The sequence below is a fragment of the Gordonia amicalis NBRC 100051 = JCM 11271 genome (assembly GCF_000332995.1).
GTDB classification, from domain to species: Bacteria; Actinomycetota; Actinomycetes; order Mycobacteriales; family Mycobacteriaceae; genus Gordonia; species Gordonia amicalis.
The window spans coordinates 50,458-66,732 of the sequence record NZ_BANS01000014.1; the positions used below are offsets into that span (position 1 = coordinate 50,458).

Genomic DNA, 16,275 nt, shown 5'->3' on the forward strand with positions numbered 1-16,275 from the left:
CGTGGCCGTCAGTACGCGAACGAGAGCTGTTTGGGCTCATCGCTGTCGGCGTCTGGGTCGGAATATCCCGGTGGCCTGGAGTCGTAGGTCGCCGGCCCCTCGATGACGTATCGCCGCTGGAGCATGAACCACACGACACCCAGCGCGCCGTAGAGCAGGGTGAAGCCGATCAGCGTCACCCACACCGTCGCCGACGTGTGGTTCGAAACACCGTTCTGGACGAGCATGTTGATCCGCAGCGGGTCGAGGTCGTTCTCCCAGTTGGGTGCGACGACCCACGGCTGACGTCCCATCTCGGTGAAGATCCAGCCGGAACTGTTGGCCAAGAACGGTGTCGGGATCATCCACAGCGCGAGAGTGCCGAACTTGCGGGATTCCACGACTCGCTTGCGACGCGTGAGCCACAGCCCCCCGAGCGCCACCACGACCGACCCGAGAGCCCAGGTGATCATCGCCCGGAAACTCCAGTAGGTGACGAACAGGTTCGGGGCGAAGTTCTGTCCTGCGGGCACACCCGGTTGTCCTGCGAGCGCCTCGGTGTACTGCTGTTGCAGCTCCTCGACGCCCTGCAGGGTGCTGTCGAAACTGTGATCGGCCAGGAACGACAGCATCTTCGGAATCTCGATGACGTGTTCGATGTTGTCGCAGTTGTTCTGTCGTCCGATGGCCAGCACGGAGAACCCGGCACCGGTCTGGGTCTCGCACAGTGATTCCGCCGCAGCCATTTTCATCGGCTGCTGGTTGAACATGATCTGCGACTGGATGTCGCCGGTGATGAACAGACCGACGCCGGAGACCATCACGACCCAGAGAGCCAACCGGGTGACCGGCCGCCAGAAGCGGCGGGCGTCGAGTTCGAGATCCTCGGGCGTGGCGTCGATGTGACTCGGCGAGGTCGTCTTGGGCATCTCCGAGGTGTCACCGGTCTCGATGGCCTCACGGAGTTTCTTTGCGCGCCACATGTTCCGGGCCATCCACCAGCAACCGATGGCGGCGACGAAGGTGCCTGCGGTGAGGAAAGCACCGGCGATCACGTGCGGGAACGCCGCCAGCGTCGTGCTGTTCGTGATCACCGCCCAGAAGTCGTTCATCCTCGGCCGGTCCCGCGTCTCGTCCCACACGACGCCCACCGGGTGTTGCATGAACGAGTTCGCCGCGATGATGAAGTACGCCGAGGCGATGACTCCCGCCGAGGCCAGCCAGATGCACGCCAGGTGGACCCTACGCGGCAACCGGTCCCAGCCGAAAATCCAGAGTCCGATGAAGGTGGACTCGAGGAAGAACGCGACGAGCCCCTCCATCGCGAGCGGGGCGCCGAAGACGTCCGCGACGAATCGGCTGTACTCGCTCCAGTTCATGCCGAACTGGAACTCCTGCACGATGCCGGTCGCGACGCCCAACGCGAAGTTGATCAGGAAGAGTTTGCCGAAGAACTTCGTCGCGCGAAGCCACTGTTCGTTGCCGGTCACATGCCAAACCGTCTGCATCACCGCGATCATCGGCGCGAGGCCGATGGTCAGCGGCACCAGGATGAAGTGGTAGACGGTCGTGATACCGAATTGCCATCTGGAGACGTCCAGAGCGTCCATATCTCCTCGAATCAGGTCACCGGCTCAGCCGGCAGGTGCCGAAGTCTCCTACTACTTCCGGTAGTAGGCACTGATCGCGACGTTACGCCTGGTCATCGGCCTCTTTCAAGCGCCAAAGGTCCCATCGTGCCGCCGCTCCTGGTGCATTCGCTCTCACCCGGGACCCGGTGTGACCCGGGCCCGGGATCAGATATGAGTGACCGGGATCAATTGTCTTCCACGGCAATGGCGCGGTCCACCAAACCGGAGAATCTGTCGGCGTCGGTCGGCACCGGCATCACGTACCGGTTGAGGTGAGTGACCCGGGCCGCGAGGGTCACACTGCTGACGAGCCAGACCGAGTCGGCCGCCACGAGATCCTCCGGGCGCAGGATCTCGATCTTCGTCTTCCAGCCCTCCGCGTCCGCGAGGTCGAAGACCGCGCGAGCGGTCGTCGAGGCGAGGATGCCGATCTCCGTCGGCGGGGTCACCAGCGTGTCCCCGTACACCGCCACCACGGTCGACCGCGGGCCCTCGAGAACCGCTCCCTCGCTGCTGACGAAGATGACGTCGTCGTAACCCTCGGAGGCCGCGTGACGCAGGGCGGCCATGTTGGTGGCATAGCTCAGGGTCTTCGCACCGAGCAGCTGCCACGGCGCCTTGGCGGCCAGGTCGATGGAGAAGCCACGCTCGAGGGTGATCACCGAGACACCGTCGGCCCGTGCGGAAGCGACACGTTCGGGCACCGCTTCCACGGTCAGATAGGCCGTCGGGGCATATCCGTGTTCACGCCCGCGGGTGTAGACCAGCCGCACCAGGGCCTCGTCCGACGTCCCGTGCTCCTCGCTCCACAGCTCGGCCGCCCTGTCGATGGCGCCGCGCCATTGGTCGAGATCGGGCGCCGGTAGCTCCATCGCCGTCGCGCTGCGGGCGAGACGTTCGAGGTGCAGGCGGACACCACGCGGCCGGCCGGCGCGGATGAGCAGGGTCTCGAAGACGCCGTCGCCGCGGACCACGGCGAGGTCGTCGGCATGGAGAAAAGGTGCTTCGGCATCGTGTTGGGTGCCGTCGAGAGTGAGCAGGATCGAATCCGACATGGGTATGAGGCTCCCACGAGGGCCCGCACCCTGCTCCACACACCTGGCGCCCAGCAGACCCGTAGAATCGACCCGTGAGCCGTTCACCCATCCTGACCAGGCATTCCGAGGGCGGGGCGGTCCCCGGCCCCGGCGAGTTCCACTCGTCGGAGACCCCGTGGCACTTCGGTGATCCACTCGGCGAGCAGCGAACCGCCGCCACCGGGGTGATCATCGTCGACCGCTCCGACCGTTCGGTCATCGAGATCCCGGGCGACGAACGCCTGAGCTGGTTGCACACCATCTCGAGCCAGCACATCGCCAAACTCCCCGACCGCCGGAGCGCGGAGAACCTCTCCCTCGACGCGAACGGCCGCGTGGAGGAGCACTTCGTCCTGACCGACATCGACGGCGTCACCTGGATCGACACCGAGGGCGCACGGGGCGAGGCGCTGATCACCTTCCTCACCAAGATGGTGTTCTGGGCCAAAGCCGAGCCGGCCACACGGACCGACATGAAGGTCCTCACCCTCGTCGGTCCCGGCGCGGTGACCGGCCCGGTCGCCGAGCTCCTCGAGATCGACGCCGACGCTGAGGTCTACCAGGCGGGCAGCCTGCCCGAGACGCATCACGAGGACGAGCCGCTGGGTTTCTGGCGACGCATGCCGCCGCTCGGCGAGCACCGCGATCTGCCCGTGGTCGACCTCGTCGTGCCCGAATTCGTCCTGCTCCGCTGGTGGGACGCGCTGACCGAGGCGGGCGCCCGGATGGCCGGCAGCTGGGCATACGACGCGCTGCGCGTCGCCGCCCGTCGCCCCCGCCTCGGCGCCGACACCGACGAACGGACGATCCCGCACGAGGTCGACTGGATCGGCGGCCCGGCCGAACAGGGCGCCGTCCACCTCGACAAGGGGTGCTACCGCGGCCAGGAGACGGTCGCCCGTGTCCACAATCTCGGCAAGTCCCCGCGACGCCTGGTGCTGCTGCACCTCGACGGCAGCTCGGATCGGCGCCCGACGACCGGCGACCCGGTCACCGCGGGCGGCCGGACCGTCGGACGTCTGGGCACCGTCATCGACCATTACGAGTGGGGTCCCATCGCGCTCGCGCTCGTCAAGCGCAACGTCGGCGCCGACACCGAGCTCATGATCGGGGCCGAGGAACCGGTCAGTGCGCGTATCGACCCCGACTCCATCCGAGAGGACGAACACGTGCAGGCCGGCCGCGCCGCCGTCGAGCGGTTGCGCAGCGGCGCCACCGGCCCCGGCCTCTGAGGCGCGTGGGCACCGGTACCGTTCTGGCCGTCTGCGCGGCCGGCCAGGACGTCGTCCTCGACGGCATCGGCCCGTCCGCCATCGACAAGCGTCCGCTGACCGGCCGCGCCGAAGTGCACGAGTTGGGGCTCGCCGCCGACCACCAGCGCAACCGCAAGTACCACGGTGGCGTCGACCAGGCGGTCTACGCATACGCCGAACGCGACGCACGACGCTGGGCCGGCGAACTCGGACGTGACCTTGCTTACGGCTGGTTCGGCGAGAACCTCCGCATCGATGGGATCGACGTCACCGACGCCTTCGTCGGCGAGCGGTGGCAGGTGGGTGAGGACGGTCTCGTCCTCGAGACCACCATTCCGCGCGTCCCGTGCCGCACCTTCGCGGTCTGGGCGGGCGAGCCCAGGTGGGTAAAGCGGTTCATGGAACAGGCCGATTTCGGCGCCTACCTGCGGGTTCTGCAGCCGGGAACGGTGGCGGCCGGCGATTCCGTGACCGTCATCCACCGTCCGGACCACGGCGTGCGTGTCCGGCATCTCCTCGCCGACGGCGATCCCGAGGCGATCCGCGGGCTCCTCGAGCACGACGATCTGCCCGCCAAGGTGCGACGTGAGGCACTACGCGTCGTGACCAGGACGGACACACGCCGCGGCGTGGCGAGGCAGGGCGAGGCACACAAATCCTAGAGGCGCGCTAGACTGGTCAGCACGACAGAATTTCTTCAAGAGAACGGGGCCGCCAAATCGTTGGCCGCCCCGTCATTTTGCGAGGGGGTCCCGAATGGGCCGCGGCCGGGCAAAGGCAAAGCAGACGAAGGTTGCTCGTCAGCTGAAGTACTCCACTCCGAACACCGATCTCGAAAGCCTGCAGCGCGAGCTGTCCGGGCAGACCAGCTCGGTAGATCGTCCGGATCCGGTGGATGAGTGGGTGGACGAGGACGAGTGGCGACGCGCCTGAGGCGCGCCACTCGTGGATGCCGTCCTCATCAGCGGCACCCGACCCCACCCCACGCACGACCTCTCCGCTCAGCGGACCCGCGGTAACGCGGGTTGATGATTTCGTACGTATCAGACGGCCGCATGTGAAGTGCGGCCGTCTGGTGCGTGCGGGGTCGTTCTGGAGCCAGACAGCGGTGCTCGTCGCGGTGACAACCGACGATGCGCATCGCTGCTGTGTGCTGCCCTCGGCGTGGGGGTGATGCGCGCCGACGAACCCACGACAAACCAGAAGCGGCGGGAACCGGAAGGTCCCGCCGCTTTGGCGTTGTCGTGCGAGAGATGTTGCGAGTCCGCGACTCTCAGAAGCGCGGGTGCTCGCCGACCAGCGAGACGCGCGCGCCGGCCTCGGTGTTCTTGGGTTCGTTGGAACGCTTGATCGTGCCCAGCACCCAGTTGTCGACGTGCCGCGCCGTCAGAACCGCCTGTGCGCGGTCGGTGTCCTCCGGGGCGACGACCGCGACCATGCCGACACCCATGTTGAAGGTGCGCTCCATCTCGAGCTGCTCGACGCGTCCGCGTTGCGCGATGAGGGCGAAGATCGGGGCGGGGGTCCACGTGTTGCGCTCCAACTCGGCCACGAGGCCCTGAGGGATGACGCGCGCCAGGTTCTCCGCGAGTCCGCCGCCGGTGATGTGCGCGAAGGTGCGCACGTCGGCCTCGGCGATCAGCGCCAGGCAGTCGCGGGCGTAGATCCGGGTCGGCTCGAGCAGTTCCTCGCCGAGCGAGCGACCGAATTCCTCGACGTGGCCGAACAGATCCATGTGGCCCCACTCGAGCAACACCTTGCGGGCGAGGGAGTATCCGTTGGAATGCAGGCCCGACGACCCCATGGCGATGACGACGTCGCCGGCCCGGACGCTGTCCGGCGTGAGGACCTTGTCGGCTTCCACGACACCGACCGCAGTGGCCGAGAGGTCGTAGTGGTTGTCCTGCATGAGCCCGGGATGCTCGGCCGTCTCGCCGCCGAGCAGCGCGCACCCCGCCTCCACGCAGCCGTCGGCGATGCCGGCGACGATCTCCGCGACGGTCTCCGGGACGACCTTGCCCACGGCGATGTAATCCTGGAGGAACAGCGGTTCGGCACCGCAGACGACGAGGTCGTCGACGCACATGGCGACGAGGTCACGTCCGACGGTGTCGTGCTTGTCGATGGCCTGCGCGACCGCGAGTTTGGTGCCCACCCCGTCGCTGGCGGCGGCGAGGACCGGTTCGTGATAGTTGCCCTTCAGCGCGAACAGGCCGGAGAATCCGCCGAGTCCGCCGAGGACCTCGGGGCGCGAAGCCCGCTTGGCGTGCGGTGTGATGAGCTCAACAGCCCGCTCACCGGCGTCGATGTCGACTCCGGCCGCCGCGTACGAGGCCTGCGGAGTACCGCCGGTCTTCTCGTCGGCAGCCGCATCCCGCTCCGTCATCTCCGCAAGCACCCCTTGGTCAAAAGTCGTTCTCGGCGTGTTCGCCGACGATCACACGGTACCGGAGTGCCCGGCCCCCGAATTCAGGGACGCATCACTGCGCTGACGTTGTCGTTGGGCTTGGTCAACGGGTCGACCGTCCCGTCGTGGGCAGCGGAGGCAAGCATCTGCTCGAGGACCGCCTTGCCCATGGAGGTCTCCTCGGGCAGTTCGATCGGGTAGTTGCCGTCGAAGCAGGCCGCGCAGAGCGACGAGGCGGGCTGCTCGGTCGCGCCGATCATCTCATCGATGCTGATGTAGCCGAGCGAGTCGGCGCCGATGGCCTGGCGCACTCCCTCGACCATGCCCTCCTCGGACTCCATGCCGTTGGCGATGAGTTCGGCCGGAGAGGCGAAGTCGATGCCGTAGAAGCACGGCCAGCGCACCGGGCTGGAGGCGATCCGCACGTGCACCTCGGCGGCACCGGCCTCGCGCAGCATCCGGATGAGGGCGCGCTGGGTGTTGCCGCGCACGATCGAGTCGTCGACGACGACGAGGCGTTTGCCGCGGATGACCTCACGCAGCGGATTGAGCTTGAGGCGGATGCCGAGCTGACGGATGGTCTGCGACGGCTGGATGAAGGTGCGGCCCACGTAGGCGTTCTTCATCAGGCCCTGCCCGTAGGGGATGCCGGAGCCCTGGGCGAAGCCGACGGCCGCGGGCACACCCGACTCCGGCACCGGGATGACCAGGTCGCCCTCGGCGGGGTGTTCCTTCGCCAGCCGGCGGCCGATCTCCACGCGGGTGGAGTGCACCGAACGCCCGTGGATGTTCGAGTCCGGGCGGGCCAGGTAGACGTACTCGAAGACGCAGCCGCGGGGTGTCGGCTCGGCGAAGCGCTTGGTCCGGACACCGTCGGCGTCGATGGCCAGCAGCTCACCGGGCTCGATGTCGCGGACGAACGAGGCGCCGACGATGTCGAGGGCGGCGGTCTCCGAGGCGACCACCCAGCCCCGGTCGAGGCGGCCCAGCGAGAGCGGCCGCACGCCGTGCGGGTCGCGCGCCGCGTAGAGGGTGTGCTCGTCCATGAAGGTCAGGCAGAACGCGCCCTTGAGGGTGGGCAGCAGTTCCATCGCGGCCTGCTCGATCGAGCTGTCGGCGGCACCGTGCGCCAGGAGGGCGCCCACGACGTCGGAGTCCGATGTCGCCGCAGAGCTCTTGATGCCCTTCTCCCGGGCGCGGGCGGCCAGGTCGGCGGTGTTGACGAGGTTTCCGTTGTGCCCCAGCGCGACGCCGGTCCCGGCATCGGTGGTGCGGAAGATCGGCTGCGAGTTCTCCCAGGTGGTGGAGCCCGTGGTGGAGTACCGACAGTGCCCGATGGCGACGTGGCCGCTCATCGCACCGAGTGTCTGTTCGTCGAACACCTGGCTGACGAGTCCCAGGTCTTTGAAGACGACGACCTGGCTGCCGTCGCCGACCGCGATACCCGCGGCTTCCTGTCCGCGATGCTGCAGCGCGTAGAGGCCGTAGTAGGTGAGTTTGGCGACATCCTCGCCGGGCGCCCAGACACCGAAGACGCCGCATTCCTCGCGTGGCTCGTTCTCGGGCTGGTCCGACGGAGCCGGGCCGGGCGCGCAGGCACCGGCCGCAGCGCATCCGCCCGCCGGGGTGGGAGCGAGCAGGTTCACGTTGGCGATCGGATGATCAGTCATCGACTAGCTCCCCTGGGCTGCGAATCGGACTACACGTCAATGGGTTGGGAGACAACTGGGAGTTTACGTGCCGGTTGCCTCGCAGTGCGAATCTTGCAGCGGTGTGGGACGGGGCGTAATTCCACGTCGGGCTCCCGGAGTGACCGATCACACTCGCCCGATCAGTCCTCTCGCCGGCCACCGGGTCCGAGCGGGATCAGGGGCAACAGCTCGGCTATCAGCTCGGCGCGGTGTCCCGAGGCGTCGACCCGACCGGCGGCCAGTGCCGCGTCGTACGTCAGCAGCCCGGTCACCAGCAGCAGCCAGGTGCGCGGCGAGGTCTCCACGACGTTGGGTGGCGTCCCTCTCGTGTGCCGCGGTCCCTCGATGCACTGCAACGCCACGAACGGCGGGACCCTGACCTCGACCGAGTTGCCCGGGGCGAGGTGTTCGAGCGTGCGGGCGGTGAGGCGGACGGCAGCGGCGAGGGCGGGCCGCGGCGGTGCGGGTGACGCCTCGTCGGCGAGCCAGTCCGCCACCGCGAGTACTGCGGCACGGACCTCGGCCGGGTCGGATCTCTTACGCGGGGGCACGCCAGTCATCTTGCAACAAGGTTCACGACGCCCGGATTGGGGCAGTATGTGACGCATGGGCGCGGAAGTGACCAAACAGGAGTTCACCGGCGAGGATCGCGTGAGGTTCCGCCGTCAGGTCAGTCGGGGGACCGACGCGATCGCGCGGATGCTGGCCGACGGGTTGTTCACCGACCAGGGGCGCCCACCGAAGCCGCTGCTCGGTATGGAGGTCGAACTCAATCTCATCGACGAGCAGATGCGTCCGGCCATGGCCAACGCCACCGTCCTCGAGGCGATCGCCGACCCCGACTATCAGACCGAACTCGGACAGTTCAACATCGAGATCAACGTCTCGCCCCGACCTTTCACCATCGATGACACGATCTCGCTGGAGCAGGCGTTGCGGACGTCGCTCAACCGTGCGGAGGAACGCGCCGCCCGCACGAACAACCACCTCGTCATGATCGGGATGCTCCCGACCCTGAAGTCCGAACACTTCGCCCACCACTGGATCTCGGCCAACCCCCGCTACGACCTGCTCAACGAGCAGATCTTCAACGCGCGCGGCGAGGACATCGAGATCGACATCAGCGGCGTACCGCTGGGCGACGGCCATCACACCGAGCGTCTGCACACCTCCACCGATTCGATCCTGCCCGAGGCCGCGTGCACCTCACTGCAGCTGCATCTGCGGGTGGCCCCGGAAGATTTCGCCGCACACTGGAACGCCGCCCAGGCGATCGCCGGGGTGCAGGTTGCGCTGGCCGGCAACTCCCCTTTCCTTGCCGAGACCGCACTGTGGCACGAGAGCCGCATCCCGGTCTTCGAACAGGCCACCGACACCCGGCCGCTGGAGCTGAAGAACCAGGGGGTCCGGCCACGCGTGTGGTTCGGCGAACGCTGGATCAACACCATCTTCGATCTCTTCGAGGAGAACACCCGGTACTTTCCCGCACTGCTGCCGGTGTCGACCGACGTCGACCCGCTCGCCGAGCTCGACGCGGGTCGCATCCCCACTCTCGACGAGCTGCGGCTGCACAACGGCACCGTGTACCGCTGGAACCGGCCGGTGTACGACATCCACGAGGGTCAGGCGCATCTGCGCGTCGAGAACCGGGTGCTGCCCGCCGGGCCCACGGTCGTCGACACGATGGCCAACGCCGCCTTCTACTACGGGGTCGTGCGCGGGCTCGTGGAGTCCGACCGTCCACTGTGGTCGCAGATGTCGTTCAACGCGGCCGCGGAGAACCTGCAGTCCGGCGCCCGTTTCGGCATGGAGGCGCAACTCTATTGGCCCGATGTGGGCTGGGTGCGCCCGGACGAACTCGTGCTCCGTCGCCTGCTGACCCTCGCCGAGAAGGGCCTTCGCGCTTACGGTGTCTCCGACAAGGCGCGCAAGAGGTACCTGTCGGTGATCGAGGGACGTTGCGTCACCCGCCGGACCGGATCGGTGTGGCAGCGCGAGGCCGTCGCCGCCCGGGAGAAAGCCGGCGAGAGCCGGGCAGAGGCACTGACCGGCATGCTGTCCGACTATGTGACGCACATGCACGAGGGTGAACCCGTCCACACGTGGGAAGTGTGACAGCGCAACCTATTCGGCGACCAGACCCCGTCCGGTGATGAGCGGCAGGTCGAGGGCGGTCACCAACCCGGGCTTCGCATCGACCACGGCGGCAACCGAATTCACCAGCCGCATGGCCGTGACGATCATCCCCGACACGTTGTGGTCGCCGTTCTCACCGTGATGGCCGAACTCGACGGTCATCTCCGGTTCGCCGGAGATGGCGATCCGGTAGCAGCCGTCGCCCTCGTGCGGGGTCGGCCAATCGGGGCACTGGTCCGCGTGTGTGCGCGTGTAGTGCTCCAGCACAACACGATCCACGCCATTGACCTGCCCGGCGACTTCGAACCGCAACGCCGCCATCGTGCCCTTCGGGATCTCCACCGACACCGTCGAGTAGTCGCGGTCCGCCTCGACCCGCTCGACCCGTTCGACGAGCGGCTCGTCGAGGGTGAGGTCGAGTCCGGCCGCGATCTGCCGCACCACACTGCCCCATCCCATCGAAAGGATTCCGGGTGACAGCAACAACGGCGTGGTGTCCATGGGCTTCCCGAATCCGAAGAGGTCCCGCATGACGACCGGCTGGTAGTACGTCGAGTAGTCGGCGATCTCCTGGCACCGCACCTCGTCGATGCGCTGCGAGAGGCTCGTCATCGACAGCGGCAGCACATCATTGGCGAAACCGGGATCGATACCGTTGACGTGAAGACTGGCACCGCCGGATGCGCCGGCCGCGGCGATCCGCTCCAGCAACCCGTCCGGCAGGATGCCCTGTGGGAACTGCAGCACCACCGGGCCGCTCGACACCACGTTGATCCCGCTCTCCACGAAGAAGATCAGGTCCTCGATCGACTCCATCACGCGGTCGTCGGTCATCGCGGTGTGCACGATGCAGTCGGGCGTCAGGGCGATCAGCGCGTCCCGGTCGTCGGTCGCGGCGACGCCGAGGTCGCGTCCGAGGTCCGCCAGTTCGCCGGCGTCCTTTCCGACCTTCTCCGGATTCGAGACCCACACCCCGACCAGTTCGAGGTCGGGATGGGCGTCGATCCCGGCGATCGCATGTCTTCCGACGGTTCCGGTCGACCACTCGACCACGCGCAGAGCCATGCCCCTCAAACTAGAACACGTTTCAAGTCCGCAAGGCGCGTTCGGTGAGAACGGGTCGTGACCGCCACCAGAGGCCGGTGACCACCGCGACGATCGCGGCCATGCAGACGCCGGCCAGGACGAAGGCGGCCGCCATCGCCACGGCGGGGGTGGACTCGTCGATGAACGGGCCGGGCAGGAAGGTGAAGACCAGCCCCACCGTCCAGGCGGCCGCATTCACCGGTATCCACTTCCACGCGCCGGGAAGCCGGTTCCGCAGGACGACGTACTGCGCCGAGGGGATGCTGGTCAGCAGTACCGCGGCGCCCGCACCGAACAGGAACCAGGTGAGGGGATTCCCGAAGTCGATGTCCGCTCCCAGATCGACGAGACTCGACGGCGCCATCCCCAACGACCACGCGAGCATCCCGCCGACCGCGGTCGCCGGGACCCATCGCGCCGGCGGGACCTGCCACGACGTACCGCGAAGGGCGACCGCCTGACCGAATCCGAGAAGCGCGCCCTCGCCGGCCCCGCAGGCGACCATGAGCAACCAGGCCCATCCGGGCGAGAGCCCGGCGGTGCCGGAGATCGCGAACCCGGCCACCGGGATGAGGAATCCGGTCGACTCGGCCGCCGTCACAACACCGACCCACCGGGGCATCGAGAACGCCGCCACGTGCCAGACCCTACCGAGACTAGGCTCGGAAGACGATGTCCCAGATCAGCACACCTGCTCCCGATCCCTCCTCGGCACCCCTGTACATCGACTTCGACGGGCACCGGACCATGCTCAAGTGGCACCGCGGGCGTCGACGCGCCGACGATCCGGCCTTCACCGCCACCCGCATCGTCGAGGGCATGCGGCACGGCGCGAGCATCGAGGTGGACCTGGTCATCCACGCCGACCGGGGCTTCGCGATCCTCCACGACCGCGTCGTCGACCACGCCACCACCGGCACCGGGGTCATCTCGGCACTGCCCGCCGCCTACCTTCGCGGACTGTCCTTGCGCGACAACCAGGGAAAGGCGCTCCGGGAGCCGGTCCTGCTCCTCGAGGACCTGACCGAATTGTTCTCGACGGTCGACATCGCGCCGACGTCGATCCTCCAGCTCGATTTCAAAGAAGACGACGCCGCGCTCGATCCACGGGCGGTGGACACCTTCGCGCGGAGCGTCGAGCCGTTGGCGTCGCACTTCATCCTGTCGTGCGGCGATGCGGCCGCCGTGGCCCGCCTGACGTCGGTCGCCCCCGGAATCCGCGTCGGCTACGACCCCTGCCACCACGGTGCCGCCGACGCCGCGATCCGGTCCGGGGAATTCGACGGCTTCGTCGCGCGCGCCCTGTCCGCATCACCGGACGCCGAGATGATCTACCTCGAGAACCGGCTGATCCTCGCCGCGGACCGGCGCGGCCACGACCTCGTCGGCGCATTCCATCGACACGACCGGCTCGTCGACGGCTACACCGTCACCCGCATCGGACCGCGCGCCGTCCCGGAGATCAAGCGGCTCTTGGAGCTACGGGTCGACCAGATCACCACCGACGACCCGGAGGGGCTCGCCGCACTCGATCTCGACGCCACCCCGGCGGGCACCGGGTCGCGGCTGATCCGCTGGTTCCGACGCACCGGATCAGCCGGCCGGTCAGACGTGTAGGGACCAGAATGGTTCCACCGGAATGTTCCGGACGACGAACCAGATGAGCACCACGACGAGCACGACGACGGCGGAATAGCGCATGTTCTGCCAGCTGCGAATCCTTCGTCCGGTCCAGAGCCGCAGACAATACGCACCAAAGGCGAAGAGCAGCAATCCGATCGCGGCCACCCCGGCCGCGTTGTAGTGCAGGGCCGCGGACAGGTCGCCGTGCAGGAGCGAGTAGAGCGCACGCTGCGAGCCGCAACCCGGGCAGGTCACGTTGAACACCAGCTTCGTCGGACACATCGGTAGTACCCCGCCAGGTGTGGTGGGGTCGCCCAACAGCACTGCGCCACAGCAGATCCCGGTCGCGGCGACAACTGCCGCCGGACCGAGGACCCGATGATTCGAGAGGGCCGACACCCGTGAGAGAACTGCCCTTTCGAACCGCTCAGTACGTGGACGTGGTCGCTGCTGTGCCGAAGAGGACGACAAAGAAGAGGACATAGGCCACGACGATCAGGATCGAACCGACAACACCGGCGATCGCACCCCACATCGCCCATTTCTTGGCATCATCGGCGGCTTTCTGGGCACCTGCGAAATCTCCTGCAGCCCACAGTTTGCTGACCGACGTGGACTTGACGATCGCCACGATGCCCAACGGCAGGCAGCACAGGACCGTGGTCAGGATCGCCCACACGAGGTTGTTGTCCGGCTCGGGTCCGGGCGGCGGGCCACCCACGTATGCGCCGTACGGCTGTCCGTAACCACCCTGGCCGTAGTTCGGCGGCTGGTTCGGATCATAGGGATAGCTCATCTGCGCCCTTTCGACTCTCTCTGAGAACCCCAGGAGCGTAACCGACCCTCAGCCTGTTGGGCGGTTCCGGAAATCAGATTGCTTCCAACGATGTACACGCAACGTTCCCGCAGGCGAGAACGTTGCGTGTGACAACGATCGGGGCTACTACGGGGTGTCGCCGAAGAGGCGAGGCAACGTCGCCTCGCGCACCTCGCGCAGCTCGGTCAGCGGCACCGAGAAGTAGTCCTGGACCTCGACCTCGTCGCTGCCCTGATCGACCACGCCTATGCGCGTCCACGGCATACCGCGGGCGTCGAGCATCGCGGCGAAGCGCGACTCCTCGGTACGCGGCACGGCGACCAGCACGCGTCCGGAGGATTCGGAGAACAGCCAGACGAAGGGGTCGGCATCCTCGGGCAGCAGGATTCGGCAACCGGTCTCGCCGGCGAGGGCCGCCTCGACGACGGTCTGGATGAGGCCGCCCTCGCTGAGATCATGTGCGGCCGAGATCAGTCCGTCGCGCGAGGCGGCGGTCAGGATCTCCGACAGCAGCCGTTCGCGTTCGAGATCGACCTGCGGGGGCACACCACCGAGGTGGTCGTAGGCGACCTGCGCCCAGATGGAGCCGTCGAACTCGTCGCGCGTCTCGCCGAGCAGGATCAGCGTCTCCCCCGGTTCGGTGCCGAAGCCCGCCGGGATGCGGCGATGGACGTCGTCGATCACACCGAGGACACCGATCACCGGCGTCGGGAGGATCGCCGTCGCGCCGGTCTGGTTGTAGAAGCTCACGTTGCCGCCGGTGACCGGGATGCCCAGCTGTGCGCAGCCGTCGGCGAGTCCACGGACCGCCTGCTGGAACTGCCACATCACCGCCGGGTCCTCGGGCGAACCGAAGTTGAGGCAGTTGGTGACCGCCTTGGGGGTCGCGCCCGAGACGGCGACGTTGCGGTAGGCCTCTGCCAGCGCGAGCTGCGCACCTCGATACGGGTCGAGGAAGGTGTAGCGACCCGACGCGTCGGTCGCCAGAGCGATTCCGCGTCCGGTCTTCTCGTCGATGCGGATCATGCCGGAGTCGGCGTTCTCGGCCAGGACGGTGTTGCCGCGGACATAGCGGTCGTACTGGTCGGTGATGAACTTGCGGCTGCACAGCGCCGGGCTGGCGAGCATCTTCAGTAGCGTCTCGCGCAGCTGATCCGGCGTGTCCGGACGCTGCAGCGGCTCCGTGGTCGACGCGATCACGGTGTCCTGCCAGTCCGGACGTGCCACCGGGCGCTCGTAGACCGGGCCCTCGTGGGCGACGGTGCGCGGCGGCACGTCCACCACGGTCTCGCCGTGCCAGGTGATGACCAGATGGTCACCGTCGGTGACCTCACCGATCACGGTGGCCAGCACGTCCCACTTCTTGCACACGGCGAGGAAGGCGTCGACATTCTCCGGGGCGACGACGGCGCACATGCGTTCCTGCGACTCGCTGGAGAGCACCTCGGCCGGGGTCATGCCCTCGGCACGCACCGGCACCTGCTCCAGCTCGATGTGCATGCCGCCGTCCCCCGCTGCGGCGAGTTCGCTGGTGGCGCAGGACAATCCCGCGCCGCCGAGGTCCTGGATGCCCACCACGAGTCCGGCGTGGTAGAGCTCGAGGCAGCACTCGATGAGCACCTTCTCGGTGAACGGATCGCCCACCTGAACGCTCGGCAGCTTCTTACGGCTCGGACCGCCACCCTCGGCATCGTCGAAGGTCTCCGACGCGAGCACGGACACGCCGCCGATGCCGTCGAGTCCGGTGCGCGCACCGAACAGGATGATCTTGTTGCCGGTGCCCGATGCGAACGCCAGGTGAAGGTCTTCGGTTCGCAGCACGCCCGCGCACAGGGCGTTGACCAACGGGTTGCCCGCGTAGCTGGCGTCGAAGACGGTCTCGCCGCCGATGTTGGGCAGTCCGAGCGAGTTGCCGTAGCCGCCGACACCGCGCACCACGCCGTCGACGACGCGGCGGGTGTCGGGGGCGTCGGCGGGACCGAACCGCAGCTGGTCCATGACCGCGATCGGCCGCGCACCCATCGCCATGATGTCGCGGACGATGCCGCCCACACCGGTCGCCGCACCCTGGTAGGGCTCCACATAGCTGGGATGGTTGTGCGACTCGACCTTGAAGGTCACCGCCCACCCGTCGCCCACGTCGACGACGCCGGCATTCTCACCGATACCGGCGAGCATGTTGGCGCGCATCTCCTCGGTGGTGGTCTCGCCGAAGTACCGGAGGTGGACCTTCGACGACTTGTAGCTGCAGTGCTCGGACCACATCACCGAGTACATGGCGAGCTCGGCGTCGGTGGGCCGACGGCCCAGGATCTCGCGGATTCGCGCGTACTCGTCGTCCTTGAGACCGAGTTCGCGGAACGGTTGCGGATGATCCGGGGTCGAGGAAGCGGCTGAGACGGTATCCACCTGGGCACTCACGCAGACAAGTCTAGGCGGGCCCGGGCCGTCGGAGGCGACGGGGCGGACCTCAGGCGTTCGGCGTGCCCTCTCCCCCTGGGAGATCTGTGGCCGGGACCGGCCCGGTCTCGGGATAGTCTGTTCACTCGAGCCGTGCAGGGCGCGGGACGTGCACG

At 67.7% G+C, this 16,275-nt stretch carries 15 protein-coding genes; 5 read left to right on the forward strand and 10 right to left on the reverse strand.

Annotation, left to right across the window (positions count from 1 at the left end; all coding sequences use genetic code 11):
- Positions 1-8 precede the first annotated feature (8 nt).
- On the reverse strand, positions 9-1,589 hold the full coding sequence (locus GOAMI_RS06770) for a cytochrome ubiquinol oxidase subunit I (protein WP_006435692.1): 1,581 nt from the start codon (positions 1,587-1,589) through the stop codon (positions 9-11).
- A 206-nt stretch (positions 1,590-1,795) separates the two neighbouring features.
- A complete protein-coding gene (locus GOAMI_RS06775; RefSeq protein ID WP_006435693.1) occupies positions 1,796-2,665 on the reverse strand; it encodes an aminodeoxychorismate lyase in 870 nt (289 codons plus the stop codon).
- Between the two features lie 74 nt (positions 2,666-2,739).
- Between GOAMI_RS06775 and ygfZ the strand changes: the two genes are divergently transcribed.
- The 3 genes from ygfZ to GOAMI_RS22525 all read left to right on the forward strand — a co-directional run bounded on the left by ygfZ (position 2,740) and on the right by GOAMI_RS22525 (position 4,872).
- A complete protein-coding gene (gene ygfZ / locus GOAMI_RS06780) occupies positions 2,740-3,918 on the forward strand; it encodes a CAF17-like 4Fe-4S cluster assembly/insertion protein YgfZ (RefSeq protein ID WP_006435694.1) in 1,179 nt (392 codons plus the stop codon).
- Positions 3,919-3,923: 5 nt separating this feature from the next.
- Positions 3,924-4,601, forward strand: a complete 678-nt coding sequence (locus GOAMI_RS06785; protein ID WP_006435695.1) for an MOSC domain-containing protein — start codon at positions 3,924-3,926, stop codon at positions 4,599-4,601.
- A 94-nt stretch (positions 4,602-4,695) separates the two neighbouring features.
- Positions 4,696-4,872, forward strand: a complete 177-nt coding sequence (locus GOAMI_RS22525; RefSeq protein WP_006435696.1) for a DUF3073 domain-containing protein — start codon at positions 4,696-4,698, stop codon at positions 4,870-4,872.
- Positions 4,873-5,212: 340 nt separating this feature from the next.
- Here GOAMI_RS22525 and purM read toward each other — a convergent pair whose 3' ends face one another.
- The 3 genes from purM to GOAMI_RS06800 all read right to left on the reverse strand — a co-directional run bounded on the left by purM (position 5,213) and on the right by GOAMI_RS06800 (position 8,597).
- Complete coding sequence (purM, locus tag GOAMI_RS06790) at positions 5,213-6,325, reverse strand: phosphoribosylformylglycinamidine cyclo-ligase (protein ID WP_040004635.1); 1,113 nt, start codon at positions 6,323-6,325, stop codon at positions 5,213-5,215.
- A gap of 83 nt (positions 6,326-6,408) precedes the next feature.
- The gene (gene purF / locus GOAMI_RS06795; protein WP_006435698.1) at positions 6,409-8,016 is read right to left on the reverse strand and encodes an amidophosphoribosyltransferase; all 1,608 of its coding nucleotides are present in this window, start codon (positions 8,014-8,016) and stop codon (positions 6,409-6,411) included.
- Between the two features lie 161 nt (positions 8,017-8,177).
- Entirely contained in the window at positions 8,178-8,597 is a 420-nt protein-coding gene (locus tag GOAMI_RS06800) for a sterol carrier family protein (RefSeq protein WP_040004636.1), read from the reverse strand.
- Between the two features lie 46 nt (positions 8,598-8,643).
- Here GOAMI_RS06800 and GOAMI_RS06805 point away from each other — a divergent pair, with 46 nt between their 5' ends.
- Positions 8,644-10,152 (forward strand): glutamate-cysteine ligase family protein, encoded by a 1,509-nt coding sequence (locus tag GOAMI_RS06805; protein ID WP_006435700.1) that lies wholly within the window; start codon positions 8,644-8,646, stop codon positions 10,150-10,152.
- 9 nt (positions 10,153-10,161) lie between these two features.
- Here the strand turns inward: GOAMI_RS06805 and GOAMI_RS06810 are convergent, their stop codons facing one another.
- A complete protein-coding gene (locus GOAMI_RS06810) occupies positions 10,162-11,238 on the reverse strand; it encodes an NAD(P)H-dependent amine dehydrogenase family protein (protein ID WP_040004637.1) in 1,077 nt (358 codons plus the stop codon).
- Positions 11,239-11,260: 22 nt separating this feature from the next.
- Positions 11,261-11,896, reverse strand: coding sequence for a hypothetical protein (locus GOAMI_RS06815; protein WP_006435702.1), 636 nt, complete (start codon positions 11,894-11,896; stop codon positions 11,261-11,263).
- Between the two features lie 35 nt (positions 11,897-11,931).
- Between GOAMI_RS06815 and GOAMI_RS06820 the strand changes: the two genes are divergently transcribed.
- The gene (locus tag GOAMI_RS06820) at positions 11,932-12,876 is read left to right on the forward strand and encodes a glycerophosphodiester phosphodiesterase (protein WP_006435703.1); all 945 of its coding nucleotides are present in this window, start codon (positions 11,932-11,934) and stop codon (positions 12,874-12,876) included.
- On the opposite strand, the gene GOAMI_RS23420 is transcribed toward GOAMI_RS06820, so the two are convergent.
- From GOAMI_RS23420 to purL, 3 genes are all read right to left on the reverse strand, one after another.
- Positions 12,865-13,281 carry a DUF2752 domain-containing protein gene (locus tag GOAMI_RS23420; protein WP_006435704.1) on the reverse strand — a complete coding sequence of 139 codons (417 nt, stop codon included), beginning with the start codon at positions 13,279-13,281 and terminating at the stop codon, positions 12,865-12,867. The genes GOAMI_RS06820 and GOAMI_RS23420 overlap by 12 nt on opposite strands.
- A gap of 28 nt (positions 13,282-13,309) precedes the next feature.
- Positions 13,310-13,678, reverse strand: coding sequence for a CD225/dispanin family protein (locus GOAMI_RS06830; protein ID WP_006435705.1), 369 nt, complete (start codon positions 13,676-13,678; stop codon positions 13,310-13,312).
- A gap of 147 nt (positions 13,679-13,825) precedes the next feature.
- A complete protein-coding gene (purL, locus tag GOAMI_RS06835; RefSeq protein ID WP_006435706.1) occupies positions 13,826-16,120 on the reverse strand; it encodes a phosphoribosylformylglycinamidine synthase subunit PurL in 2,295 nt (764 codons plus the stop codon).
- Between the last annotated feature and the right edge of the window lie 155 nt (positions 16,121-16,275).